At 70.0% G+C, this 24,243-nt stretch carries 18 protein-coding genes and 1 pseudogene; 11 read left to right on the top strand and 8 right to left on the bottom strand.

Features of this window, described 5'->3' with window-relative positions; genetic code table 11:
- Positions 1-769: 769 nt before the first annotated feature.
- The 5 genes and pseudogenes from AB0J88_RS00795 to AB0J88_RS00775 form a co-directional block, all read left to right on the top strand.
- Positions 770-3,346 (top strand): annotated as a pseudogene (locus tag AB0J88_RS00795) (ATP-binding protein); the annotation flags it as partial.
- Positions 3,347-5,254: an MFS transporter gene (locus AB0J88_RS00790; RefSeq protein ID WP_364354317.1), complete on the top strand. Its 1,908-nt coding sequence runs from the start codon at positions 3,347-3,349 to the stop codon at positions 5,252-5,254.
- Between the two features lie 289 nt (positions 5,255-5,543).
- Positions 5,544-5,828 (top strand): hypothetical protein, encoded by a 285-nt coding sequence (locus AB0J88_RS00785; protein WP_364354314.1) that lies wholly within the window; start codon positions 5,544-5,546, stop codon positions 5,826-5,828.
- Entirely contained in the window at positions 5,825-6,964 is a 1,140-nt protein-coding gene (locus tag AB0J88_RS00780) for a M23 family metallopeptidase (RefSeq protein ID WP_364354311.1), read from the top strand. Before AB0J88_RS00785 ends, AB0J88_RS00780 begins: the two co-directional genes overlap by 4 nt.
- Positions 6,965-7,000: 36 nt before the next feature.
- On the top strand, positions 7,001-7,606 hold the full coding sequence (locus AB0J88_RS00775; protein ID WP_364354308.1) for a hypothetical protein: 606 nt from the start codon (positions 7,001-7,003) through the stop codon (positions 7,604-7,606).
- Here AB0J88_RS00775 and AB0J88_RS00770 read toward each other — a convergent pair whose 3' ends face one another.
- Complete coding sequence (locus AB0J88_RS00770) at positions 7,607-8,101, bottom strand: hypothetical protein (RefSeq protein WP_364354305.1); 495 nt, start codon at positions 8,099-8,101, stop codon at positions 7,607-7,609.
- A gap of 86 nt (positions 8,102-8,187) precedes the next feature.
- Here AB0J88_RS00770 and AB0J88_RS00765 point away from each other — a divergent pair, with 86 nt between their 5' ends.
- The 4 genes from AB0J88_RS00765 (at position 8,188) to AB0J88_RS00750 (ending at position 13,039) form a co-directional block, all read left to right on the top strand.
- Entirely contained in the window at positions 8,188-10,743 is a 2,556-nt protein-coding gene (locus tag AB0J88_RS00765; protein WP_364354302.1) for an FtsK/SpoIIIE domain-containing protein, read from the top strand.
- Positions 10,740-11,528: a hypothetical protein gene (locus AB0J88_RS00760; RefSeq protein WP_364354299.1), complete on the top strand. Its 789-nt coding sequence runs from the start codon at positions 10,740-10,742 to the stop codon at positions 11,526-11,528. The genes AB0J88_RS00765 and AB0J88_RS00760 overlap by 4 nt, the downstream gene beginning before the upstream one ends.
- Positions 11,529-11,537: 9 nt before the next feature.
- A complete protein-coding gene (locus tag AB0J88_RS00755; protein ID WP_364354296.1) occupies positions 11,538-11,798 on the top strand; it encodes a hypothetical protein in 261 nt (86 codons plus the stop codon).
- 278 nt (positions 11,799-12,076) lie between these two features.
- Positions 12,077-13,039 carry a DMT family transporter gene (locus tag AB0J88_RS00750; protein WP_364354293.1) on the top strand — a complete coding sequence of 321 codons (963 nt, stop codon included), beginning with the start codon at positions 12,077-12,079 and terminating at the stop codon, positions 13,037-13,039.
- Between the two features lie 101 nt (positions 13,040-13,140).
- Here the strand turns inward: AB0J88_RS00750 and folE are convergent, their stop codons facing one another.
- The 3 genes from folE to hpt form a co-directional block, all read right to left on the bottom strand.
- Complete coding sequence (gene folE, locus AB0J88_RS00745; protein WP_364354610.1) at positions 13,141-13,803, bottom strand: GTP cyclohydrolase I FolE; 663 nt, start codon at positions 13,801-13,803, stop codon at positions 13,141-13,143.
- Positions 13,800-15,821, bottom strand: a complete 2,022-nt coding sequence (gene ftsH, locus AB0J88_RS00740; RefSeq protein WP_364354290.1) for an ATP-dependent zinc metalloprotease FtsH — start codon at positions 15,819-15,821, stop codon at positions 13,800-13,802. The genes folE and ftsH overlap by 4 nt, the downstream gene beginning before the upstream one ends.
- Positions 15,822-16,070: 249 nt before the next feature.
- Positions 16,071-16,652, bottom strand: coding sequence for a hypoxanthine phosphoribosyltransferase (gene hpt / locus AB0J88_RS00735; protein ID WP_364354287.1), 582 nt, complete (start codon positions 16,650-16,652; stop codon positions 16,071-16,073).
- Positions 16,653-17,035: 383 nt separating this feature from the next.
- Between hpt and AB0J88_RS00730 the strand changes: the two genes are divergently transcribed.
- Positions 17,036-17,983 carry a helix-turn-helix domain-containing protein gene (locus tag AB0J88_RS00730; protein WP_364354284.1) on the top strand — a complete coding sequence of 316 codons (948 nt, stop codon included), beginning with the start codon at positions 17,036-17,038 and terminating at the stop codon, positions 17,981-17,983.
- A gap of 221 nt (positions 17,984-18,204) precedes the next feature.
- Here the strand turns inward: AB0J88_RS00730 and tilS are convergent, their stop codons facing one another.
- Genes tilS through dacB form a run of 3 tightly spaced genes read right to left on the bottom strand, consistent with a single transcriptional unit; the run spans position 18,205 to position 21,765 of the window.
- Positions 18,205-19,191 (bottom strand): tRNA lysidine(34) synthetase TilS, encoded by a 987-nt coding sequence (tilS, locus tag AB0J88_RS00725; RefSeq protein WP_364354281.1) that lies wholly within the window; start codon positions 19,189-19,191, stop codon positions 18,205-18,207.
- Positions 19,192-19,194: 3 nt separating this feature from the next.
- Positions 19,195-20,274, bottom strand: a complete 1,080-nt coding sequence (locus tag AB0J88_RS00720) for a zinc-dependent metalloprotease (protein ID WP_364354279.1) — start codon at positions 20,272-20,274, stop codon at positions 19,195-19,197.
- 60 nt (positions 20,275-20,334) lie between these two features.
- Positions 20,335-21,765 carry a D-alanyl-D-alanine carboxypeptidase/D-alanyl-D-alanine-endopeptidase gene (gene dacB, locus AB0J88_RS00715; protein ID WP_364354277.1) on the bottom strand — a complete coding sequence of 477 codons (1,431 nt, stop codon included), beginning with the start codon at positions 21,763-21,765 and terminating at the stop codon, positions 20,335-20,337.
- A 518-nt stretch (positions 21,766-22,283) separates the two neighbouring features.
- On the opposite strand from dacB, the gene AB0J88_RS00710 reads away from it, so the two are divergent.
- On the top strand, positions 22,284-22,784 hold the full coding sequence (locus tag AB0J88_RS00710) for an inorganic diphosphatase (RefSeq protein ID WP_089255735.1): 501 nt from the start codon (positions 22,284-22,286) through the stop codon (positions 22,782-22,784).
- On the opposite strand, the gene eccD is transcribed toward AB0J88_RS00710, so the two are convergent.
- Complete coding sequence (gene eccD / locus AB0J88_RS00705) at positions 22,781-24,139, bottom strand: type VII secretion integral membrane protein EccD (RefSeq protein ID WP_364354275.1); 1,359 nt, start codon at positions 24,137-24,139, stop codon at positions 22,781-22,783. The genes AB0J88_RS00710 and eccD overlap by 4 nt on opposite strands.
- Between the last annotated feature and the right edge of the window lie 104 nt (positions 24,140-24,243).

Genomic DNA, 24,243 nt, shown 5'->3' with positions numbered 1-24,243 from the left:
CGGTCGTGAGTCCTCGCGCGGCGACGAGTCCTCACACGGTGTCGACTCTTCGCACGGTGCCGGATCCACGCGCGGGCTTGAGTCCCCGCGCGGTCATGAGTCTTCGCGCGGCGCTGAGTCCTCCCGTGGCGTCGACTCTCCGCACGGTGCCGGATCCTCGCGTGGGCTCGAATCCTCCCGCGGGCTTGAGTCCCCGCGCGGTCATGAGTCTTCGCGCGGTGTCGAGTCCTCACACGGTGTCGACTCTCCGCGCGGTGTTCAGCCGGCGCGTGGTGGCGACTCCGCCCGTGGTGGTCAGCCGCCGCGGGGTGGCGAGGCTCTGCGGGGTGACGTGGAATCGTCCCGGCAGACGGGCCCGGCGGTTGATCGGCAGCGCATCGTCAGCCGGGCCAACCGGGCGCCGGGGGACACCGGCCGAGTGGACAACCGGGCCGGGTGGCGGGGTGAACCCGCGCCGCATGCCGACGCCTATCTCGACCCCGGCGGCGAGCTTCTGCCCGAGCAGCGGGAGCCCCGTCCTGAGCCACGCCGCCGCGGCGAGCCGCCTACCGCCAGTCGGTTGGCGCCGCCACAGCATCCGGCACGGCCGCGCCGACCGGCCACGGGACCCGGAACCGGCGTACCCCCGTTGCCTGTTGGTCCCGAACGTGCCGCGGAGGTCGCGCCGCGGTCGGAGCGGGCCGGCGCGCAGCTACCCATCGTGCGCGAGCCGGCAAAGCCGCCGCGTCGCCGGGAGAAGGGCCGCGAGCCGGCGAAGAAGCCGACCACGGTCAAGCCGCCGCAGATCAAGTTCGGCGACCGTGACCCGAGCATCGGCCTGGCCATCACGGAGATCGCCGGTCACCTGACCTTCACGCCCAACACGGTGACGGCCTGGTACTGGCTGCCCGAGGTGCGTTGGGCGTTCCGCCCCGACGCCGAGCGCGAGGCGCTGCTGTCCGCGATCTCCGAGCAATATGCCGGACTCGCCGGCTTCCGCCTGCACCTGCGCCGCACGACCCGGCCGTTCCCGGCCGACGAGTGGGCGCGCACCGTCGACACCCACACACCGTCGCCGCTCTCCAGCGTGCCGGGCGCGACGTCCTGGTCCGACCATCTCGTCGCGGCGCAGCGGCACCTGCTTTCGGTCAACCATGCCGAGGGCCAGACCTACCTGGGCGTGACGTTCGCCCGGCGATCCCTGGGCAACAGCCTGTCCGAGCGGGTGCTGCGCACGTTCGGCCGCGGTGTCGCGGAGGGCGAGCGCCGCAAGCTGAGCCGCACGGTCGAGCAGTTCGACGAGGTGCTCGGCGCGTTCGGCATGCGCGGCCGCCGGGTCACGCCGCACGAGCTCGAATGGCTGCTCTACCGCTCGGTCGCGCTGTGCATGGCGCCGCCGACCGCGCTCTCGCCGGTGTCCAACGGTCAGTGGGAACGCGGCGACCTGCTCGGGCTGACCGAGCAGATCGAGCGCTATCGCACCCCGTACGGCTCGACCGTGAAGCTCGTCAACCGGATGACCGGCGAGGAGCGGCACGTCGCCGTCCTGGCCGTCGGCCGGATGGAGCCACTGGAGATCCCGGAGCGGCACGAGCCGTGGATGCACTTCCACGAGCGGCTGCCGTGGCCGATGGAGCTGTCGTCCCGGATCGACGTGCTCGGCTCGGGCGACTCGTTCCGCAACCTCGAGCACCGGCTACGGATGATCCGGTCGCAGCAGCTCGACTACGCCGAGCACGGCATCGACGCCCCGCCGGAGCTCGAGCGGCTGGCCAAGCGCGCCCTCGTCATCGGCGACGAGATGACCACGGGCCTGCCGGTCGAGTCGGCCCGCGCGCACGGCTGGCACCGCATCGCCGTGGGCGGCCGCACCCGCGACGAGTGCCTCGAGCGGGCTCGCCGGTTGATCCAGCTCTACTCCCGGGAACTGCGCATCTCGCTGCAACACCCGAAGAACCAGGACTGGCTGGCGCGCGAGTTCATCCCGGGCGAGCCGATCGCCAACACGGGCTACATCCGCCGGATGCCGGTCAAGCTGCTGGCCGCCGCGCTGCCGCAGGCGGCGTCGACGGTCGGCGACCGCCGGGGCGACCTCATCGGCCGCACGGCCGGCACCTGCCGCCGACCGGTCTTCCTGGACCTGCACTTCCCGATGGAGGTACGCGAGCGCTCCGGCCTGGCCGTCTTCGTAGCCGAGCCGGGCGGTGGCAAGTCGACGCTGCTGGGGGCCCTCGGCTACCTGGCAGCCCGGCGCGGCGTGCAGGTCACGCTGCTCGACCCGTCCGGCCCGCTGGCTCGACTGTGCGCGATGCCGGAACTGCGGCCGTTCTCCCGGGTGCTCAACCTGACGGGTTCAGAAGCCGGCACCCTCGCTCCCTATTCTCTGATTCCCACGCCGCTGCGCACCGAGTTCTCGTTGGGGGCGCCAGGCGACCGGGAGTACGAGATCGCGGTCTCGAACTCGCGGGCCGAGCGCCGGATGCTGGTCCAGGACATCTGCCAGATGCTGGTACCGCCACAGGTGGCCCGCCAGGCATCCACGGCGACGCTGTTCCGGCACGCGGTGCGCCAGGTCCCGGCCGAAGAGACGTCCACGCTGGACGACGTGGTCGCCTGCCTGGCCGGCATGGACGACGACGACGGCAAGGAACTGGCCAACCTGCTGCTCGACACGGCCGAGATGCCGCTGGCGCTGCTGTTCTTCGGCCGCCCGCCGGAGCACCTGTTGGGCGCGGACGCGGCGCTGACGGTCATCACGATGGCCGGCCTGCGGCTGCCGGACCTGAAGATCGAGCGCGAGTACTGGTCGGCCGAGGAAGCGCTGGCGTTGCCGATGCTGCACACGGCACACCGGTTGGCGGTCCGCCGCTGCTACGGCGGCTCGATGTCGTCACGGAAGCTGGTCGGCCTGGACGAGGCGCACTTCATGGAGGGCTGGCGCTCGGGCCGCTCGTTCCTGGTGCGCCTGGCACGAGACTCCCGCAAGTGGAACCTGGCGGCGCTGGTCGCGTCACAGAACCCGCGCGACATCCTGGGCCTGGACGTCCAGAACCTCGTGTCGACGGTGTTCGTGGGCCGGATCGCGGAAGACCAGGAGATCGCATCGGAAGCGCTGCGGCTGCTCCGAGTGCCGGTGAACGACGGCTACGAGGCCACCCTCGCAAGCCTGTCGAACGTGGACACCTCCTCGGCGGCACGCCTGGGCTTCCGCGAGTTCGTCATGCGAGACGTAGACGGCCGGGTCCAAAAGATCAGGGTCGACGTCTCGTACGTCGAAGGCCTACTGGACCACCTGGACACCACCCCGGCGGTGGCGGCTTCGACGCCGTCGCTCCTCCCGCCGGCCCCTGCAGACCTGGAGGAGTAGATGGCTCGGGCGCGAGCACGGGTAGTCTCTCTGGTCCTCACGTTGCTGGTCGCGGCCGCCGCCACCATCAGCTGGCCCGCTTTGGGCGCCACCGCGGCCCCCATCCCCACCCGAGCACCGGGTGATGTGTGCTCTATTGAGCAATGGGAAGCCAACTTCGCGGCCTGCGTCGACAAACTGCCAGCTGTCACCGCTGATCGAGTTCAGTGTTTGAAGGCCCCAACCCCGAGCACTCCCGACGCCGGTCTAGCGGGCTGGTTCAGCGACCGTCCCGAGAGCTCTAGAAAGTCCGGTCTCCTCGGGATGTACGGCACCTATGGATACGCCGGCTACAGCTACACCACGTACGACGTCGAGGGTGGCTGCGCGTCAAGCGTCCTGCATCCGGACTACCGATTCCTCACCACGGTCGCCAACGGCGAATTCATGATCGCGACCGCTGTGATCGGTGCGTCAAACGCCGTCCGCGAACGCGCATGGGACCCGCAGTCGATGTGGGGATGGGCGGACCCTCTGGTTGATCAAGCTACAAAGGCTGTCTACACGCGGGTGTTCACTGCCTTTGGTGCCATCACACTCGCCGTGGTCGGGCTGTACCTGATCTGGCGTTCCCGCCAGTCAGACATGAGCAATGCGCTCACCACGACCGGTTGGGCCCTCTTGGTCATGGTTGCGGTCACTGCCTTGGCCGCATGGCCAGTCAAGTCCGCGAACATCGCAGACGACACATTGGTCAGTGCGTTAGGTGTCGTACATGATGCCGTTGGACCACGTCCCAAGGACGGCCAATGCGTCTTCGACGACGATCCGCAAGCGTGCAAGGACAACCGGCCGCCTGCCGTTCGGGCAAGTGACACAGTCACCGAAACAATGCTTTACCGGAACTGGCTGCGGGGAGTCCTCGGCTCAGCAGACAGCAATACCGCCAAGAAGTACGGCGAGGCTCTCTACGATGCGAAGTCATTCACCTGGACGGAACTGGAACAGATTCGCGCCAACCCGAAGAGCCGTGACGGAGTCATCGCGCGAAAGAGCAACCAGTGGATGAAGGTCGCCGAGCAGATCAAGACCGAGGATCCTGAAGCTTACGAGTACCTCCAGGGCAGTCGCGACATGGAACGGGTCGGCGCCGGCTTCATTGCCTTGCTGGCAGCTTTCCTTTTCGCGCTCTTCGACCTCACCGCATCGCTACTCGTCCTGCTCGGATTCCTGATCTTTCGATGGGCGGTGATCGCGGCGCCGATCCTCGGCACGATCGGCTTGATGCGACCTGCCAGCGCGGGTATCCGTCGCCTTGCCAATGCGGTCGTCGCCGCTGTCTTCAACATCGCAATCTTCGGCACAGGCGCAGCGATCTACCTGTTCGCCGTTGATCTGGTGATGAACACGCCGACCCTTCCAGGCTGGCTACAGGTCGTACTCGTCTGGCTTACCGGCGTAGTCGGATGGCTCTTGTTGCGCCCCTATCGGCGGATCACCCAACTCGGTGGCAAGGACAGCACGTCCGCGATCACCTCGGCCGGTTCCTGGCACCGCCGGTTCTTCCGTGACATGCGTGAGGCCGCCAAACTCGATGTCGCCGAGCCTGGTGGGACAGCAGAGCCGCGGCTGGGCAAGGGCCGCGGTGTCGTGGCTGAGCAGACCTCGCTCCGGCCCGAAGCCAGGCTCGAAGATCCGAGCCACGCGGCTCCCTCTGGAGGCGAACGGGTTCGTCCAGAGGAGCGCTCCGACGTCCCGACGACTACTCCCGAACGGGCTCCCGTAGCCTCTCCACCTCGACGCCAGCCCGCCCGATGGGTCGAGCCTGATGTACCGGAGACGGCACCGGCAAGCTATGCGATCTACCGGCCGGAGCCCGCTAAGGATGTGCCAACCGCGTCACCAAAGATCCGGTCTGAGGCGAGGTGACGAGGTGCGGCGGGTACTTCAACTCCTCGGTACCTCGGTCCTGCGCTCTCGGGTCGGCATCGCCGTAGTCCTGGCAATTGTGGTGTTCGCAATTGTCGGCCTTGCCCGCACCTTCGCTGGCCCAGAGGACGGTTCGTCTGTCGGCCTTCGGCCAGGACAGAGCACGACGGCCCCCGGGACCGCGCATTCAGACGACGGCGACGACGGCATTGTGGAACCCGCGCCGGTATCCACCGCGTCCCTCGACCCGGGACCGAGCCTCAGCCCAGGCGCGCGAAAACCAGCGAAGGTGGCCGAGGAGTTCGCGACGGCGTGGCTCGATCACACCGCTGAAGCCGACGACTGGTATGCGGCACTGGTGCCGAATTCGACTCCCTCACTCGCTGCGAAGCTCAAAGGTGTCGACCCGACCGAGGTCCCGGCTGATCGATTGACCGGGTCGGCGACAGTCGTGCCGCAAGGCACTGGGCTGGCAGAGGTTTCCTATCCAGTCGACTCTGGGACCTTGGTGCTTCGAATCGTCGTCGGAGAGGGCCAGTGGCTCGTGGATGGCGTCGATTGGGAGCGCGGATGACACTCACCGAAAAACTGGACCGCGAAGCCAAACGCCGGCGCTCCCGCAAGGTAGTTCTGCTTACGGCTCTCACGGCAACGCTCGCCCTGCTCTGCTGCGCAGGCGGGATGGCAGCCTTCTTCCTCGACGGACTCAGCAACGACGACGCGCCGATCTCGACCTATGGCTGCGGCGCCGGCGGTCCCATTTCCGCCACCGGAGACATGCCACGCGTCTCCGGTTACAGCGACAGCCAGCTGCGCAATGCCGCGATCATCATCAACGTCGGTTCGCAGCTCAAGGTTCCACCGAAGGGGTGGGTCATCGCGATCGCGACGGCGATGCAGGAGTCGTCGCTCACCAACCACGGCTACCTCGGAGCACGCAACGACCACGACTCGCTTGGGCTCTTCCAGCAGCGACCCAGCCAAGGCTGGGGCACGCCTAAGCAGGTGCAGGATCCGGCCTACGCGAGTCGCAAGTTTTACCAGAAGCTGGTCAAGATCCGCGGCTGGGAGCGGATGTCCCTCACGGACGCCGCCCAGGCGGTACAGCGCAGCGCGTTCCCCGACGCCTACGCCAAGCACGAGCCGGACGCAGCCGAGATCGTGAACTTGCTGGCGGACGGTGCTGCCCGAGCGGTGGGTGCCAACGCCACCTTGTCTTGCGCGGCAATGGGAGATGTGGCGGCGTCCGGCTGGACCGCACCGGTGAAGGCAGGTTTGGTCTCGGGTTTCCGCACCGCCGAGCGCCCCAGCCACCAGGGCGTCGACCTGGGCGCATCCCGTGGCGATGACATCCTCGCCGCGGCGGCGGGCACAGTCATCGTTTCGCGGTGCGATAACGACTCTCAACCGCCGTTCCGTTGCGACCGCGACGGTTCTCCGAGTACACCCGGTTGTGGCTGGTATGTCGACATCAAGCACGCCGGTGAGGTGATCACCCGCTACTGCCACATGCTGTTCCGGCCCAAGGTGCAAGTCGGCCAGACGGTAGCCGCGGGACAGCCGATCGGCATCGTCGGCACGAGCGGGCACTCGTCCGGTCCCCACCTACACTTCGAAGTGCACCTGAACGGTGACCGCAGCTCGTCGGGTGCGACCGAACCGATGAAGTGGATGCGGGAAAAGGGCGCGCCGCTGGGCACCGGCGCATAGCTGCCGGGCTGTCGGCGTGCGGAGCGGAGACTACGGATGAGCCGCGAGCCGATGCCAGACCCGTTCGCCGGGCAGCCCGACTGGGCGCCACGACCTCCTAGGCCTATCGTGCCCGTGCCGGCCGGCAGCGCCGAAGATCTGCGGGGTCGACGCCTGATCGTGGGGTTTCCGGGCGCCGGGTGGCGCGGAGACCTACGTGCCGACGACCGAATCGTGCAGGGCAGCCGAACCTACGTGCCGGCAATTCCAGAGCAGGAGTGGTACCGAGCCGAATCTGAGCAGATCGAAGTCTTCGCACCACTGGTACCAGTGGAGCGGGTCTGGGTGGAGACGCTCGGCAACCCGGGCACGTCCGTCGCCGGCCATCGGGACGTCATTTCGCGGCTGGTCTCGCTCGACGCGCCGGCCACCCGAATGCCCGTACCAGCAGTCGACGTGGACGCCCTGTCCGGCCGACGAATTGTTCAAGTTGTCGACGGCGTCGAGCGCCGCGAACTCCGCGCGGTGACAGAGGTGCACACGAACGCGGAAGGCGACATCTGCGTGCGGCTCGCTACTGAACTGGAGTGGTACCGGTGGGCGTGGAGCGGACAAGCGCCAAAGACCATCGAGGTACCGGTGCATCTGCTTTGGATCGAGTAGTTAGTTAGTCCGTTGGGCCAAACACACTCGCCACCCGCCGTTTTCGTCGATGAGGGTGAACTTCCACGTCTGCACAGAGCGTTCGCCGTTGAAAACGCGCCGTCCGACCTCGGTCGTGACGGTGAACTCGTTGCCGGTCGACTGGACCTGCATGGCTCCCCAGTCGACCAAGATCTTTACGTCAAAGCTCTGCTCGCGCATCTCGATATCACGCTTGAGCGCCCGGATTGGCTCGAGTCCTTGATCCTGGCTACACGAGTAGAGTTTCGCGCCGGCGTCGTCCCGCTCGACGAGTTGCGCGCCGAGGTAACCGGCAACAACGACGTCGGGGTTCTCGCGGTCGATGGCCGTGGCTTCGTCGTAGAGGTTGATTCCTACTCCTACCCCGCCCAGGCACAGCAGAGTGAGTACTCCCGCGATCACCATCAGGAGGAGGCGCAGCGGGCGGACGCTTCGCTCGCCCGGGGTCGTGCGGGTGGGGGATGCGGCGGCCACATGACGAGGTTAGCCGCACGGCGCGCGGAGGGGAGCGTGGGACATTCTGCCGCGCTGCTATACCGTCACTCCGGGAGGTGAGCGGTGTGTCCAGGACGCAGGCGCGAGCCTTAGAAGCCGCCGCGCTGCACCGGCAGGCCGCCGCGGTGGTCGATGCCGCCGAGACGGCGCTTGCTGGTGTTCGGGCGCCTGTCGCTGACGAGCGCGCGCAGCATGACCTCGCCGAGCGCCTGCGGGCCGCGGCCGGAGTGCTCACGCCCGGCTGGCTTGGTGGGCAGCTTGACGCGCGGTTCGAAGACACCCCGCTCGGTGGTCCGCGGGTGCCTTCCTTCGTCCGCATCGGCACCGCTCAGCCGCTCGACGACGCTCGCTTTCCCGCGATCATTCCGCTGCTCGGCACCGGTCACCTGACGATCGACGCCGACGCGCGTGATCCGCGGGTTGCCGGGCTGATCAGGGCCACCCTGCTCCGTCTGCTCGCCGCCGCGCCACCCGGTTCGCTGCTCGTGCGCGCCGTCGACGCCGCCGGCGGTGGCATGCTTTTCGCTCCCTTTGCCGCACTTTCAGATGCTGGGCTCATGCCGCCGCCCGCCACCGATCGCACCGCGCTGCGGGCCGTCCTCGCCGAGGCCGAGCAGTGGGTGCGTCCGGCCCGGCCGACCGCCGTCCGGCACACCCGGCGCGAACGTACCCTCCTCGTGGTCATCGCGAGTTTGCCCGAGCTCACCGAGACCGCCGATCTGACCCGCATCTCCGCGTTGGCGCAGGCCGGGCCGGAGGCCGGACTGCATCTGATCGTCGCCGGCTGGCCTCCGCCACCGTTGACCCTGGAGACCACCCAGCAGCCGCTGCCGCTCGCCACCCGGATCGCGTTGCGCAACCCCCACGCCCTGGTCAGCGACCCGCCGGGCGCCAACTTCGCCAGCGGAGCGCACGTCGGACTCAACGCTCCCGTGTTCCTCGACGACGATCCGCCGCCGCATCTGTTCGAGCGGGTCTGTGCCGAGCTCGCTGCCCGGTTCGCCGCCAGCTCGCGGCTGGCCCTGCGCGACCTGTTGCCCGACGAGGACAGCGACACCTGGACCGACGACTCCGCGTCCGGCCTCGCCACCGTCGTCGGGCACGACGGCGACCGGCCGGTGAACCTCCAGTTCAACGACCTGACCCCACACTGGATGATCGGCGGTCGGTCCGGCGCGGGCAAGACCGCCTTCCTGATCAACGTGTTGTACGGGCTCGCCACCCGCTACGGACCCGACGAGATGACGCTCTACCTGCTCGACTTCAAAGAGGGCATCTCGTTCGCCGAGTTCGTGCCGACCGAGCGCGACCGCACCTGGCTGCCGCACGCCCGCGCCGTCGGGGTCGAGTCCGACCGGGAGTACGGCCTTGCCGTGCTGCGCGAGCTCGACTCCGAGATGAGTCGCCGCTCGGTCGCCTACAAGAAGGCCGGCGTCACCCGGTTCACGGACCTGCGCGAGACCCAGCCGTTGCCGCGCATCGTCTGCGTGATCGACGAGTTCCAGGTGCTGCTGGCCGGGGCCGCCACCGAGGCCGTCACGCTGCTCGAGTCGCTGGCCCGCAAGGGTCGCTCGTACGGCATCCACCTGGTCCTGGCCAGTCAGACCGTGCTCGGTGTCGAAGCGCTCTATGCCAAGCGCGACTCGATCTTCGGCCAGTTCCCGGTGCGGGTGGCGCTCCCTGGCGGCGGCGACGTGCTGGAACCGACCAACGACGCGGCGGCGGGCCTCCCGCTCGGTGCCGCGGTGGTCAACACCGCCGGCGGCCTCGGTGGACCGCGCGGCGCGACCCGCGGCCACGAGCGCGTGATCCGTTTCCCGGATCCGCACGGCGACCGGTCCGCGCTGGTCAAGTTGCGGCACGCCCTCTGGGAGCGGCGGCAGACCGACGCCGCACCACCCAAGGTCTTCGCCGGGTACGCGCACCAGCACCTCAACGACGACCCCACCTTCCGTGCTGCCCTCGCCGGCCGGATCACCCGCCCGGCCGCGCTGGTCGGCCGGCACATCGACGTGCCGCTCAGCACCGCGGCGTTCCCACTCGACACCGCGCCCGGCCGGCATCTCGCCGTCATCGGCCCGAGTGCCGCCGGTGCTGGGGTGCTCGACGCCGCCGCTCGCAGCGTGGCCGCGCACCACGCCCCGCGTACCGCCCGATTCGTGATCGCATCGCTGGTAGCCGAGGGTGACGACGTCGCCGCCGAGCTGGCCCGCGACCTCGCCGAGCGGCAGGACGTCGAGATGGTCACGGCGGCCGAGCTCGCCGACACGCTGACCATCGACCGCCCCGGCTACATGGTCGTGTTCGGGATGGACGCGATCGCCGGCGGCGCGCTGCCACCCGACCGGCTGCGCCTGGTGTTGCGCACCGGCCCCGGCCGCGGCGTGCACCTGCTCTCCTGGTGGCGCGGCCTGCGCCGGTTCACCGACGAGGTCGGCCCCGCAGCCCGCGAGGACGTCGCCGGCCTGGTGTTCCTCAACGTTCCCGGTGCCGACGTGAGCCTGCTCCTCAACAGAACGGTCGATTGGCAACCGCGGGACAACCGGGCGTTGCTCCACGACCGGCACACCGACCGCACCTCCGTGATCGTGCCGTTCGCGCGCCCAGAGGCCGACCGATGACCACAGACCAGCCGACGAACGGCACCCCGTACAGAGTGCCCGACCAGCCCGTGCCCACGCCGTTGCCGACGCATCCCAACCCGGTGCCGCAACAGCCGTCCTACGGGCACTCGCCGCGGCCGGACGACACCGACCCGGGCACGGCCTGGTCGGACTACTGCGCCGCCGCCCAACGCCTCGACGCCGTGCGCCGGGGTGCGGCAACCGCGGCCGGCGAGCAGGCCCAGGCTGCCCGGGCGGCACGCGAGGAGCTCTCCGCCGTCCGCGCCCGGCTGGTGCCGCAACAGGCGAGGTTGCGCGAGGCCGGCGTACCCGATGACGATCTGCACCCCACTCCTGCGGACGCCGAGGCGGCCCGCCGAGCCGTCGCCGGCGATCCGGGGGCGGTGTTGACCGCGTTGCACCAGGCACGATCGACGGCCGACCGGGCCGACGCAGCCCTGCTCGGAGTGCCGGGAGCCGCGCTGGGGGTGGCCGGCAACCGCACGCCGGTCCGCAACTGGGTGCGCAACATGCTGGTGTACGGGCCGTTCGCCGGCGCCGTCCTCGTGGTCCAGATCGCGCTGCTGATCACCGCCCACGGCACGCCGATGACGATCTACGCGCTCGGTTGCGGGCTGGCGCTGCCGCTGGCCGCGCTCGGGTTCGCCTGGGTCACGATCGGCGCCGCGTTTCCCGCGCCGGCCGGCGGCAAGGTCGACCGCACCCTCCCGATCGGCGCCGCCACCTGCTTCGCACCGGTCCTGATCACCCTCATCGGCCAGGCCGTCCTGGCCATCACCTAGGCGGTCCGCATGCCGAACGTCGAAGAGGTCAAGCTGAACGTCGCCGCTTCGGTCGACCAGACCCAGCGGGCGCTGCAGACGCTGCGCGGGGTGACGGACGCGTTCGACGAAGCGTTGACCCGGCTCCGCTTCACCGCGATCGGCTCCGCGCATCCGTCCATCCTGGACGCGATCGCGCACCTCGAGCAGGCGCGGTCACGGCTCGACGAGGCGCAGTCGCTGGCCGCCAACGCGCTCAGCTCGGCCGACAACTTCCGCAGCATGGTCTGATCAAGAGCAGAAGGCGGATGTCCCGGGTTCGTCGGGGGCGTGACCGTTGCTCCCGCCGGGGACTGGGCCGGGCCCTAGGGGGCCCGTCCCTGCCAGGTCCGCGGGACACAATCCAAATGCCATAGCGAGCTCCCGGGAGTATCGTCGCCGCGTGACTCGGTTCGTGCTTTCGCCACCCGCCGCTCGCTAACGATCATCGTTAGCCGACCCGGTTCTTGCTTCTTTCCAGAGCCCGGGTCCTTCAGTGGCGCCCGGGTGGCGATGACACGGAGAACACAGTGCACTCGAACAAGACAACCCTGCCCGTCGGGCGGGGAATCCTCTACATCCTGGTAGCGGCGGTGGCCTGGGGCACGGCAGGCGCCGGCGCGGCGATCCTCTACGACACCAGCGGCCTGGGTCCGATCGCTGTCTCGTTCTGGCGGTTCGCCTTCGGGGTCCTGCTGCTCGGAGCGGTCCAACTGGCGACCCGCCAGCGGCGCCCGGCCACCCGGCAGCCCTTCCGCCAAGTGCTGATCACCGGGCTGGGCCTGGTGGTCTTCCAGACGGCGTACTTCGCCGCCGTCCAATACGCCGGCCTCGCCATCGCGACCGTGGTGACATTGGGCTCCGGCCCGATCCTGATCGCCATCGGCGCCCGCCTGACAAGCGACGAACGCCTAGGCCGAGGCGGCGCCCTGACGGTGACCCTGGCGCTGTTCGGCCTCTTGTTGCTCGTGGGCGGCGGAGGGGCCACCACCGGCTCGGCACCGATGCTGGGCCTGACCTGCGCCGCGGTGTCCGCGACGGGCTATGCGGCCGTCACCCTCCTGAACCGCAGATCGGGCCCGACCAACGACCCACTGTCCACGACCCTGGGCGGCTTCACGGTAGGCCTGGTCTGCCTTTTCCCTGTCGCATTGGTCGAGGGTCTGCTGCCCACAGCGGGCGAGACAACCCAGACGGTGGCCCTACTCGCCTATCTGGGCGCGGCGCCGTCCGCCCTCGCCTACGCCCTGTTCTTCGCGGGCCTGGCGGTGGTCCGGGCAACCACCGCGTCAGTACTCGCCCTGGCGGAGCCGGTGGCCGCAGCCGTCATCGCGGTCCTGTGGCTCGACGAACGCCTGACCGTGTGGGCAACGGCCGGCTCGGTTTTGCTGGGTGTGGCGGTGGTCGCCCTAGCCCTGACCGAACGCCGCGCGACCGGCCCAGCCGCTGACCCGCTCCTGACTCCAAGCCTCAGCACGGCCAGCTCAGGGTGATCGATCCGGGCGCCGGCGGACGCGGACCACAAACCGCCTCCGGCGGCGCCCCTCACCACACCGAACCGAACCCCGGTCGTGACCACCGCGTACCCGGGAAATCAGTTGATGATCAGGGCCATCGCTTCGGAGCGGCTCTTGGCGTCGCTCTGGAAGATGCCGCGGACCGCGGACGTCACCGTCTTCGCGCCGTCCTTCTGGATGCCGCGCATCGCCATGCAGAGGTGTTCGCATTCGAGCACCGCGATCACGCCGCGGGGGTCGAGCTTTTCCATCAGCAGGTCGGCTATCTGGGTGGTCAACCGCTCCTGGACCTGCGGGCGGCGGGCGAAGATCTCGACGATGCGGGCCAGCTTGGACAGGCCGGTGATGCGGCCGTTCGGGCCCGGGATGTAGCCGATGTGCGCCACGCCCTTGAACGGGAGCAGGTGGTGTTCGCAGACGCTCATGACCTCGATGTCGCGGACCAGGACCAGTTCCTCGTGGGCCGCGTCGAACGTCGTGTTGAGCACCTGGGCCGGGTCGACCCGGAGGCCCGCGAACAGTTCCGCGTAGGCGCGGGCGACTCGGAGCGGGGTTTTGACCAGGCCGTCGCGGTCCGGGTCTTCGCCGACCGCGATCAGGATCTCGCGGACGGCCTTTTCGATGCGGCCCAGGTCGACGGCGTCCTCGACCGGTCGGCCGGCGAGTTTGCCGTCCACGAGCCGGGCGGCGAGGTAGTCGAGCTCGACCTCGCCGTCCGCCTCGTAGTCGATGTTGCTCAGTGTGCGCCGTCCGAGTTGTTGTTCGGCGAGCCCACGCGGGCCTCGGCTCCGTCGGCCTCGGCCTGGACCTTGAGCGCGTCGCGCTCGGCCGGGGTGAGGACCGGCGGCTCGGTCGACGGGCGACGCTTGCCGAAGCCGTTGAACGGGGCCATCGGCGGCCGCTTGACGACGCGCGCGGCGATCCGCGCCATGTCGGCGGTCGAGATGGTCTCCTTCTCGATCAGCTCCAGCACGAGGCTGTCGAGGACGTCCCGGTATTCCACCAGGATCTCCCAGGCCTCGTCGTGCGCGAGCTCGATCAGCGAGCGGACCTCGCCGTCGATCTCGGCCGCCACCACGTCGGAGTAGTCGCGCTCGTGGCCCATCGTGCGACCCAGGAACGGCTCGTCGCCGCTGGTGCCGTACTTGACCGCGCCGAGCTTCGACGACATGCCGTATTGCGTGACCATCGCCCGGGCCAGCGACGTGGCCTTCTTGATGTCGTCGCCCGCACCGGTGGTCGGCTCGTGGAACACCAGCTCCTCGGCGGCCCGACCGCCCAGCGCGTACGCCAGCGTGTCGATCATTTCCGCCCGGGTCTGGGTGTACTTGTCTTCCGTCGGCAGCACCAGGGTGTGACCCAGCGAGCGCGAACGCGGCAGGATCGTCACCTTGTGCACCGGCGCCGAGTGCGGGAGCGCCCAGGCGACCAATGCGTGACCGCCCTCGTGATAAGCCGTGATCTTCTTCTCGTGGTCGCTCATCACCCGCGTGCGGCGCTGCGGGCCGGCGACCACCCGGTCGATCGACTCTTCGAGGTTGTCGTTGCTGATCGCCCGGCCGTCGTGGCGGGCGGTGAGCAGCGCGGCCTCGTTGATCACGTTGGCCAGGTCGGCACCGCTGAAGCCAGGCGTACGCCGGGCGACCGAGTCGAGGTCGACGTCGGGCGAGAACGGCTTGCCCTTGGCGTGCACCCGCAGGATCGCCTTGCGGCCGTCCATGTCGGGGGTGTCAACGGCGATCTGCCGGTCGAAGCGGCCGGGACGCAGCAGCGCCGGGTCCAGGATGTCGGGCCGGTTCGTGGCCGCGATCAGGATGACGCCGCCCTTGGTGTCGAAGCCGTCCATCTCGACGAGGAGCTGGTTGAGCGTCTGCTCGCGCTCGTCGTGACCGCCGCCCATGCCGGCGCCGCGGTGGCGGCCGACGGCGTCGATCTCGTCGACGAACACGATCGCCGGAGCGTTGGCCTTGGCCTGCTCGAAGAGGTCGCGGACCCGGCTCGCGCCGACACCTACGAACATCTCGACGAAGTCGGAGCCGGAGATCGAGTAGAACGGCACGCCGGCCTCACCGGCGACCGCGCGGGCGAGCAGCGTCTTACCGGTACCCGGCTGGCCGAAGAGCAGCACGCCCTTCGGGATCTTGGCGCCGAGGGCCTGGTATTTCGCCGGGTTCTGGAGGAAGTCCTTGATCTCGCGGAGCTCTTCGACCGCCTCGTCAGCGCCCGCGACATCCGCGAACGTCGTCTTCGGCGTGTCCTTGGTGATCATCTTCGCCTTGGACTTGCCGAAGTTGAGGACGCGCGAGCCGCCGCCCTGCATCTGCGACATGAAGAACAACAGCAGCACCACGAGCAGCACGATCGGCAGCAGGTTGACCAGCAGGCTCAGCAGAACGTTGTCGCCGGAGACCTGGGTGTCGATGTCACCGCTGATCCGGTCGGCGGTCTTGGCGTTCTGGACGTCGTTCCAGATCTGGTCGCCGACCTCGGCCGGGAACTGCGCCTCGATGCGGTTGGTGTTGGTGTCGCCGAACTTCTGGGGCTGGGCCAGCGTCATCTGGAGGGTCTGTTCCTTGTCCTGGAACGTAACCTCTTGGATGCTGTTGGCCGGGCCGCTGTTGAGCTGCTGCAGCGCGACGCTGGTGTCCACCCGGTGGAAGCTGGGTCCACCCGTGAACAGCGAGCTGAGCGCGATTGCGCCGGCGATCACAAGGATGATCCAGACCACCGGTCGGCGGAAGAAACGCGTACGTTCCATACTGTTGTCGAGCGGCGAACCGCCCGCATCCTCCTGATCGACGTTATGACCGTGCCGGACTGGTGCTCCGGGGTGTCGGCCCCCGCCGCGACCAGCCCTTAGCAGGGACGACCGCGGCCCGCGCCGCCGGGTGCGCCACGGTCATTCGAAGGTACACCCCGAGCGCGAGACGCAAACGACTGAGCCCCGCGCTAGCACATACGGTAGCCGGGGTTGCTGTATGTCCGCTGTACGAAGTTGAGGAGATCCTCAAACTCGGGCGTATACCTCTGGCTTGAGGACGCCGACGTAGGGCAGCTCACGGTAGCGCTCGTTGAAGTCGAGCCCGTATCCGACCACGAACTCGCTCGGGATGTCGAAGCCCACGTACTTCACCGGTACGTGAACCTTGATCGCGTCCGGCTTGCGGAACAGGGCGACCACCTCGACGCTCGCCGCGGCCCGGGACTCCAGGTATTTGAGCAGCCAGGAGAGTGTCAGCCCCGAGTCGACGATGTCCTCGACGACGATCACGTGGCGGCCGGCGATGTCCCGGTCGAGATCCTTGAGGATCCGGACGACCCCGGAAGAGGTCGTTCCCTGCCCGTACGAGGAGACGGCCATGAACTCCAGTTCGACCGGCGGGCCGTGGCGGCCGAGCTCCCGGGCGAAGTCGGCCACGAACATCACGGCGCCCTTGAGCACGCAGACGAGCATCAGCCCGTCCTTGACGGTCGCGTAGTCGCTGGCCACCTGCTTGGCGAGGGCACCGGTCTTCTCCCGGATCTCCTCTTCGGTGATGATCACGTGATCGATGTCGGCGTCGTACCAGGTGCCGGAGCCGTCGGTCATGCCCCTAGCCTGCCCCACGCGGGTTACGCCCCGATGGCCGACCCACCAGGAAGAAAGGTGGCCACCCAGCGTGCGCGGGTGGCCACCGATCAAGATCAGTAAGTCTGAGGTTCTCTGAACCCGCCGCGTGATGGCTTCCAGTCGGCCGAGTCATGCGTGTCGGCGGTGAAGCCGGCGGCGGAGGCCACGGCGAGGAGCAGGAGGAAGGCAACGAAAAGGACGAGAAACATGGCGGTGCCCCTTATTTCTGGTTGGGGTTTTGAGGACCGCCGGCGCGCACCGGGCTTGACATAGATAAGTCTGCGCCCAGACCGGACAGCCAGACAGTGGCAGAGATGCCATAGTCCCTCGAATTCCTGCCACTGTTCCGCTAGCCTGTGAGCATGCTTCGCAACGTCGCGGTGGTCGTCATGGACGGCGTCGCCGCCTTCGAGCTCGGCGTGCTGTGCGAGGTCTTCGGCACCGACCGCACGGCCGACGGCTTCCCCGGCTACAGGTTCGACACGTGCTCCCCCGACGGCGGTCCGGTGCGCGCCCAGAACGGCTTCACGCTGCTACCGGCCGCCGACCTGAGCCCGCTGGAAGACGCCGACCTGGTCGCGGTGCCGGCGCACAAGGACGGCGCGACCGTGCCCCCGTCCGTGCTGGAGGCGTTGCGCAAGGCCGACGCGCGCGGCGCGCAACTGCTCAGCGTCTGCTCGGGCGCGTTCGTCCTGGGCGAGGCCGGCCTGCTCGACGACCGCGAGTGCACCACGCACTGGCGCTACGCCGACGCGCTGCAGGACCGGTTCCCGCGCGCCAAGGTCGCCTGCAACCACCTCTACGTGCACGACGGCAACCTGTTGACCAGCGCCGGCACCGCGGCCGGCATCGACGCCTGCCTGCACCTGGTGCGCCAGCAGCACGGCTCGGAGATCGCCACGAAGCTGGCTCGCCGGATGGTCGTGCCGCCACACCGGGACGGCGGTCAGGCTCAGTACATCGAGGCGCCGATCCCGGCCACTCCCGACGCGCCGACGCTCGAACCCCTGCTCAGCTGGCTGATCACCAACCTCGACCGGCCGATCACCGTCGACGACCTGGCCGCCCGCGCGCACATGGCACCGCGCACGTTCGCCCGCCGCTTCCGCGCCGAGACCGGCACGACGCCGCACGACTGGCTGACAGGGCAGCGCGTCCTGCTGGCCCGCCGGCTGCTGGAGGAGACAGAGCTCGCGGTCGAAACGGTCGCGGGCAAGAGCGGCTTCGGCGATGCGGCAACGTTGCGGCACCACTTCAGCCGCCGCGTCGGCGCCACACCCAACGCGTACCGGTCAACGTTCAGGAAATAACTTCAAGGTCAAATAGCTGTCCCGGGTCCGCGATGGTCCGGACCGTCGCTCCCGCCGGGGACCGCTCGCTGCGCTTCGCTGCCACGTCCGCGGTGGTCAGACGCCCTTTCTCCGTCGGCTTTGCTCTGCACCCACATACGCAACACCCCGGTGCGGGGGTGGTGCGTATATGGGTGCAGAGCAAAGCGGCGCGATCGAAGCAGGGCAAGGGATCAGTTGGGTCAGTCCGTGACGACCCGCAGCACGCCTGATACTCGGGCCGCGCGGACTCCGCCGGGAAGGTGCACGGCGCCTTGGCCGTGCCAGGCGGTGACCAGCGCTTCCAGCGCCGTCACGTGGCGGTGGGACAGCGCGGCCGGTGAGCAGCCGAGCGACAGGGCCCACGAGTGCAGCGCTCGGGCACGCAGCGCCGGCAGCAGTGCTTCGAGCATCGCGACCGACAAGCCTTCGTCGATCATGGAGCGTTCCAGCTCTTCGGCAGCCAGCACGTCCAGCGCCTCGGCGTCCTGGGCCAGCAGCCGGGCGGTGCGGGCCAGGTTGGACACCACGCCGGGGCCGAGCGCGTCGACCAGCGCCGGGAGGGCGGAGCCCCGGACCCTCGATCGGGCGTACGACGGGTCGAGGTTGTGCGGGTCCTCCCACGGCTCGAGCCCCATCGCGGCGCAGGCCTTGCGGGTCTCGTCGCGGGACATGTCGAGCAGTGGCCGCAGCAGCGCCACGCCCTCGACATCGCGCCGGTCCGGCATCGCCGCCATGCCGCGCGGGCCGGCGCCACGGGCCAGCGCGAGCAGCACGGTCTCAGCTTGGTCGTCGCGGGTGTGGCCGAGGAGCACCGAGTTGGCGTCGTGGGCGCGAGCGGTCTCGAGCAGCGCGTCGTAGCGGGCCTCGCGGGCAGCGGCCTCGGGTCCACCGGGGCGGCCGGACACGTCAACCGACACCACTATGGACGGGCGCAGGTCGACGGACTCGCCCCAGGCGGCGACCGCGGTCGCCCGGCGGTCGGAGCCGTCCTGGAGGCCGTGGTCTATGGTGATCAATCCCGCGCGCAGGCCCATCCGGGGAGCGACGAACGCGGTCGCGGCGGCCAGCGCCAGGGAGTCGGCGCCGCCGGAGCAGGCGACCATGACCAGGGCGTCCTTGCGTATCCCGTGCAGCATCCGGCGGACCGCGACGCGTGTCGCGGCGACCGGCGGCGCGGGTCCGACCACGGCTCAGCCCTGCGCCAGCACCGGCCCGGAGCCCCCGCCGGGGCCGTGGACCCGGGCCACCCAGGCGTCCGGGTCACCGAGCTCCTCCAGCCGCGGCAGCGTCAACGGCGAGCTGAAGATCTTGTTGAAGCCGGCCATGCCGACCCGCTCCACGACACCGTGCACGAACTTGCGGCCCTCGGCGTACTGCCGCATCTTGACGTCGATGCCCAGCAGCTTGCGCATCGCCTTCTCGAGCGGGTTCCCCGCCTCCCGGCGCCGGTTGAACCGCGCCCGGATCTGCTCGACGGTGGGGATGACATCGGGGCCGACACCGTCCATCACGAACTCGGCGTGCCCCTCGAGCAGCGTCATCAGGGCGGTCAACCGGTCGAGCACGGCGCGCTGGCCGGGCGTCTGCACCAGGTCGAGGACGCTCGCGCGGCTGTCGGGCTCGCGTATCGCGTCGGAAAGGGTGGCGACGGCCCGCCTGAGCCGGTCGGTGAAGTGCTCGCTGCCGGCCTGCGACGCGTCGACGAAGGACTGCACCTCGCCGAGGAAGTGCGCGCGCATCCAGGGCACCGAGGTGAACTGGGTGCGGTGGGTGACCTCGTGCAGGCAGACCCAGAGGCGGAAGTCGCGCGTGTCGGCACCGAGCTTGCGCTCGACCTCCACGATGTTCGGGGCGACCAGCAGCAATTGCCCCGGATCGCTAGAAAACACCTCATACTGCCCAAGAACCCGGCCGGAGAGGTACGCCAGAACGCTGCCGGCCTGGACTCCGGTCAACCGGGAGCCGATCGCGTCGGTGAACGCGCCGGGCTCCTTGTCACCAGACAGGCGGGTGATCAACGGAGTGATCACCTCGCGCAGCCCGGCGACGTTGACAGCGGCCCAGTCGCGGCGGTCGACGACGCGCACCGGTGGATGTGCGACCTGCGAGCGCAGGCCCGTGTAGTCACTGACGTGCCCTGCCGCCTCTTCGGTCAGGCGGCGCAGGTCAGCCACCACCTCGGTGGCTTCCTCGTAGGAGGCCCGCGGGCCCGATTTACCGAGCGCGCCCGCTGTCGCGGCGGCCAGATCCCAGTCCACGAACTGCGCCATCACCCCACGGTACCCGTGCGGGACACCCCCGGCGCTCGCATCAGCTAGCGCTGGTTCGCCTCAGCGGCAGCCGCAGCGGGCCAAGGTCGCGGCGATCCGGTCCAGCGCGCCTCGGGTGGTGTCGCTGCTGGCGGTCACGCCGTCGGTGAGCACGGAGAAGGCCAGCAGCCGGCCATCGACCGTGGTGACGACGCCGGCCATCGCGTGGTTGCCGGTCAGCGTGCCGGTCTTGGCCCGCACGACGCCCGCGGCGGCCTTGCGGTCGGTCGCCTCGCCGAAGCGCTCGTCGAGGGTGCCGGTCCACTGCGCCACCGGCAGGCCGGCGAACATCTCGGTGAGCTCCGGACGCTTGCCCGACGCCGCGAGCGCGAGCAGCGCCGTCTGCAGGTCGGGGGTCAGCCGGTCGGTTCGGGACAGGCCGCTGCCGTCAGCCAGGACCAGGCCGTCGGCTCGCAGCCCCAGCTCAGCGACGACCTCGGTCATCGCCGCGCGGGCACCGACGTACGAGGCCGGCTTGCCCTTGGCGAGTGCGACCTGACGGGCCATCGCCTCGGCCACCACGTTGTCGCTGTCGACGAGCATGTACTCGACCAGCCGGACCATCGGCGGCGACTCCACCCGGGCCAGCTCCGTGCCCGGGTCGATGCTGCCGGCCGGGCTGGTCGGCGCCCCGCTCGGCCCGGCTGGCACCGAGCCCTTGGGAGCCGGGCCGGGGTTGCCCCTGACGCCGAGGGCCTTCGCGAACGCCTTCGCGGCGGCCTCGTCGGGTTTGCTGAACCGCTCGGAGTAGCCGTTGTCGAGCTGCTTCGGTGCCGTCCGCGCGCCGTCGATGGTCAGCGCGGTGGCCGGGCCACCGAAGCCGCCGGTCGGGATGTCGGAGTCCCAACCCGGCTCGTAGACCGGCCCGGAGAAGAGCGAGCTGTCGTAGTAGACCTTGGTCGGCGCGGTGCCGCCGAGCGCCTTCTTCGTGGCGGCGGCCAGCTTGTCGAGCCGGGCCGCCCCCGGGTAGAAGGTCTTGCTGTCGACGCCGAGCGTCGGGTCGCCGCCGCCGACCAGGATCACCTCGCCCGGGTTGCGTCCCGCGACGACCCGGGTCGGGATCCGGTGGGCCGGGCCTCGCGTCGCCAGTACGGCGGCCGCGGTGACCAGCTTCATCGTCGACGCCGGCACCGTCGGCACGTCGCCCTTGTTGGCGTAGAGCACCCTGCCGCTGGCCACGTCACGGACCACCACGCTGGCGCGGCCGCCGAGGTCGTTGTCGGTGACCAGCTTGCCGATGGCGGTGGTCAGGCCGGCCTCGGTGGGCATGGGCGCGGTGCCGTCCAGCGCCCCCAGCACGGGGCCGGGCGGTGCGTCCGGCGGGTCGACGACCGGCGTCGCCCGGGACCCGGCGTCGTCTCCGAGCCAGGCCGCGACCGGGCCGGGACGGAGCACGACAAGGCCGCCGGCGAAGACGACCAGGACGAGCACGCCGGTCAACGCGACCAGCATCGCGACCCTGGGGCGCCGACGGGGTCGCGGCGCCGGAGCCGACGGCGTGGCGGGCGGTGGCTGGTTCGGGGCGCGGCCGACCGGTCCTAACGGGATCGGCGGACCGCTCGGCCCGGGAGAGATCGGCGGCGCGCTCGGACCCGGAGAGATCGGCGGGCCGCTCGTACCCGGGAAGATCGGTGGTTGATGGGCTGTGGCCGCTGGGACTGGTGGGCCGGGGGGCACGGCGGCCCGGGCTCGGGTCGGTCCGGCGGGCGGGAACGGGCCGGGCGGCGGGGTCGGTGCGGGCTGTCCGGGACCTGAACCGTGTAGGTTGGCTTCCGTCGGCGAGGGCGGCTTCCGCGCGGAATCGGACGTCGGCGGCGTGGCTCCGGGCACCTGTGCCCGACCGCGCGCGGGGCGCGGTTGTGAGTCTTCCCCCACCCGCCCCTCCTCCCGTTCGAAGCCCGGCCTAGGCGACACTACTGGCGTCCGTGCGTATGCATGGGGCCAACGCGGTCAGCAAGGAGAGCATGAAAATGGATTTCGACGTCACCGTTGAGATTCCCAAGGGGAATCGCAACAAGTATGAGGTCGACCATAAAACCGGCCGCATCCGCCTCGACCGCACGCTCTTCACCTCGACGCAGTATCCGGCGGACTACGGCTTCATCGAGGACACCCTCGGCGAAGACGGCGACCCGCTGGACGCCCTGGTGCTGGTGACCGAACCGACCTTTCCCGGCTGCCTGATCCGCTGCCGCGCGATCGGCATGTTCCGCATGACAGATGAAAAGGGCGGCGACGACAAGGTCCTTTGCGTGCCGTTCGAGGACCCCCGACAGGAGCACCTGCGGGACATTCATCACGTCGGCGAGTTCGACCGCCTGGAGATCCAGCACTTCTTCGAGGTCTACAAAGACCTCGAGCCCGGCAAGTCGGTCGAGGGCGCGACCTGGGTCGGCCGCACCGAGGCCGAGGCCGAGATCCTGGCCTCCTACCGCCGCGCGGAAGAGGCCAAGGCCGCCGGCACGTACTAGTCGACGAGCGTCTGGGCCTGTGCGAACAGGCCCAGCACCGCGCACGCCACCGGGATGATCGCGACCAGCAGCGTGGTGTCCAGCAGGTCGGCGGTGCGACCCAGGTAGGGGCCGGCCGGGCGGCGGGCCGAGCCCACTCCGGCCGCGGTCAACAGCAGTGCGACCGCCAGGCCGATGACGCCGGCCAGGACCGTGGTCAGCTGGCCCGGGTCGTCGGCCACGGCGAGCGCCACGGCTGTCAACGCGACGGCGCCGGCGGTCAGCAGCGGGACCCGCTGGCGGACGGTGCGGAAGACCCTGGCCCGCAGCAGCAGCGCGACACCGCAGACGGCGGCGAGGGTCTGGCCCCAGCCCCCACCGGTTCTCGCGAGTACGACGGCCGCGGCGGCCGCGAAGACGGCGTGGCCGACCAGCAGGCCGCCGAGAATCTCCTCCGCGCGGGTGACGGCGGTGCGTACTCGCTCGGCCTCCTGGTCGGCATTGGGGGTCTCCGACGGGATCGGCACCCGGGCCGACCGGATCGCCAGCAGGGGCAGCAACCCGACTCCGCACGCGAGTATGGCCAGCAGGATCGCCGCGGCACCCGCCGCCGTCAACGCGAAGCCGATCCCGGCCGTCGCGGCGCCGAGCACGCCGGTCAGCACCGCCGCCGAGAAGATCCGGAGGCCGGCGCCGACCCCGATGATGCCGAGCACGCCGTGCAGGGCCAGGGCCGCCGAGCCGAGCAGCAGCTCCGGCGCGCCGATCCAGGTCAGGCCGGGCACCGGACCGACCGCGTCGCCGCTGGCCAGCAGCAGGGCTCCGGCGGCGAACGCGTACGGCAGCGAGTAGGCGCCCAAAGCGATGCCGGCGGGCCGGTGGCCGTAGGCGCGGGCCGCGAGGATGCCGGCGACCGTGAGGCCGGCGGCGACCCCGAGGGTGGTCAGCATCGCGGCGACCGAGTCGGGGCCGGCTCGGAGGAGGACGACCAGCGCGGCTCCGAGCGCCACCCCCGCCGCTGCCAGCGTCGCCACCACGGTCTGCTGGCCGGACCAGGCGGTGCCGTGGCTGCGGGCACCGTCGGCGATGGCCTCGACGACGTCGTCGAACTGGGGCTCCGGCCATTCCTGGTGGCCCGGGACGAGGTGCAGCAGATCGCCGTCGCGTACACCCTGTGACGCCAGGGTGGCACCACCCTCGAGCGCCGAACCGTCCGCGCGGCGCAGCACCCAACCGCCGTGCGCCTCGCCGTCGCCCGCGCCCGCGTGTCGCACGATTTCTGACAACAGATCCGCCAGGGGTACGTCCTGCGGCAGCGCTACGTCGACGCGGCCGTGCGGCGCGTTGACGGTGACCAGTGCCAGGCCGGTATGCATTGATCATCCTCCATCACGGGGGGAGCCGGGACGAGGGCACGGTATCGGTCTCGCGGGTTATCCACATGACCCCTTTTCGGCCATCCAGACTCCGCGGGGATTCC

This window comes from Asanoa sp. NPDC049475, assembly GCF_040676915.1.
Lineage (GTDB): Bacteria > Actinomycetota > Actinomycetes > Mycobacteriales > Micromonosporaceae > Asanoa.
This window is presented reverse-complemented; position numbering and strand designations above follow the sequence as displayed.

Coding starts and splice junctions, on each gene's coding strand:
- dacB (WP_364354277.1), bottom strand. CDS start 21,765: ATGCTGGTCGCGTTGACCGGCGTGCTCGTCCTGGTCGTCTTCGCCGGC.
- eccD (WP_364354275.1), bottom strand. CDS start 24,139: ATGCATACCGGCCTGGCACTGGTCACCGTCAACGCGCCGCACGGCCGC.
- AB0J88_RS00790 (WP_364354317.1), top strand. CDS start 3,347: ATGGCTCGGGCGCGAGCACGGGTAGTCTCTCTGGTCCTCACGTTGCTG.
- AB0J88_RS00730 (WP_364354284.1), top strand. CDS start 17,036: ATGCTTCGCAACGTCGCGGTGGTCGTCATGGACGGCGTCGCCGCCTTC.
- AB0J88_RS00755 (WP_364354296.1), top strand. CDS start 11,538: ATGCCGAACGTCGAAGAGGTCAAGCTGAACGTCGCCGCTTCGGTCGAC.
- AB0J88_RS00720 (WP_364354279.1), bottom strand. CDS start 20,274: ATGGCGCAGTTCGTGGACTGGGATCTGGCCGCCGCGACAGCGGGCGCG.
- ftsH (WP_364354290.1), bottom strand. CDS start 15,821: ATGGAACGTACGCGTTTCTTCCGCCGACCGGTGGTCTGGATCATCCTT.
- AB0J88_RS00760 (WP_364354299.1), top strand. CDS start 10,740: ATGACCACAGACCAGCCGACGAACGGCACCCCGTACAGAGTGCCCGAC.
- AB0J88_RS00710 (WP_089255735.1), top strand. CDS start 22,284: ATGGATTTCGACGTCACCGTTGAGATTCCCAAGGGGAATCGCAACAAG.
- AB0J88_RS00775 (WP_364354308.1), top strand. CDS start 7,001: ATGAGCCGCGAGCCGATGCCAGACCCGTTCGCCGGGCAGCCCGACTGG.
- hpt (WP_364354287.1), bottom strand. CDS start 16,652: ATGACCGACGGCTCCGGCACCTGGTACGACGCCGACATCGATCACGTG.
- AB0J88_RS00780 (WP_364354311.1), top strand. CDS start 5,825: ATGACACTCACCGAAAAACTGGACCGCGAAGCCAAACGCCGGCGCTCC.